Here is a 440-nt window from a genome sequence, read left to right on the forward strand (position 1 = left end):
GGCAACAACAGCGGGCGGCAGATCGTGGAGAATCATTCAAGCCCTTGATCGACGTGAAGACCCGCTACTGGTTTAACCCGGCAGCCATCAGCCAGCATTTTATTATTACCGGAGCGGTAACAATTATAATGACGGTCATTGGCGCGATCCTCACCTCATTAGTAGTGGCGAGCGAATGGGAACGCGGAACCATGGAGGCGCTGCTTTCTACCGAAGTCACCCGCGTAGAGCTGCTGCTGTGTAAGCTGATCCCCTATTATTTTCTCGGCATGCTGGCGATGCTGCTGTGTATGCTGGTGTCGGTATTTAGTCTCGGCGTGCCCTATCGCGGCTCGCTGCTAGTCCTGTGTTTCATTACCAGCCTGTTTCGGCTGAGTACGCTCGGCATGGGCCTGTTGATTTCGACTATTACCCGCAACCAGTTTAACGCCGCTCAGGTG

1 protein-coding gene is annotated in these 440 nt (G+C 54.1%); it reads left to right on the plus strand.

The features are described from left to right. The coding region (locus tag ACU8YC_RS27915; RefSeq protein ID WP_446896385.1) for an ABC transporter permease at positions 1–440 on the plus strand (440 nt) is incomplete at both ends.

The organism is Citrobacter sp. VF227 (genome assembly GCF_052950715.1).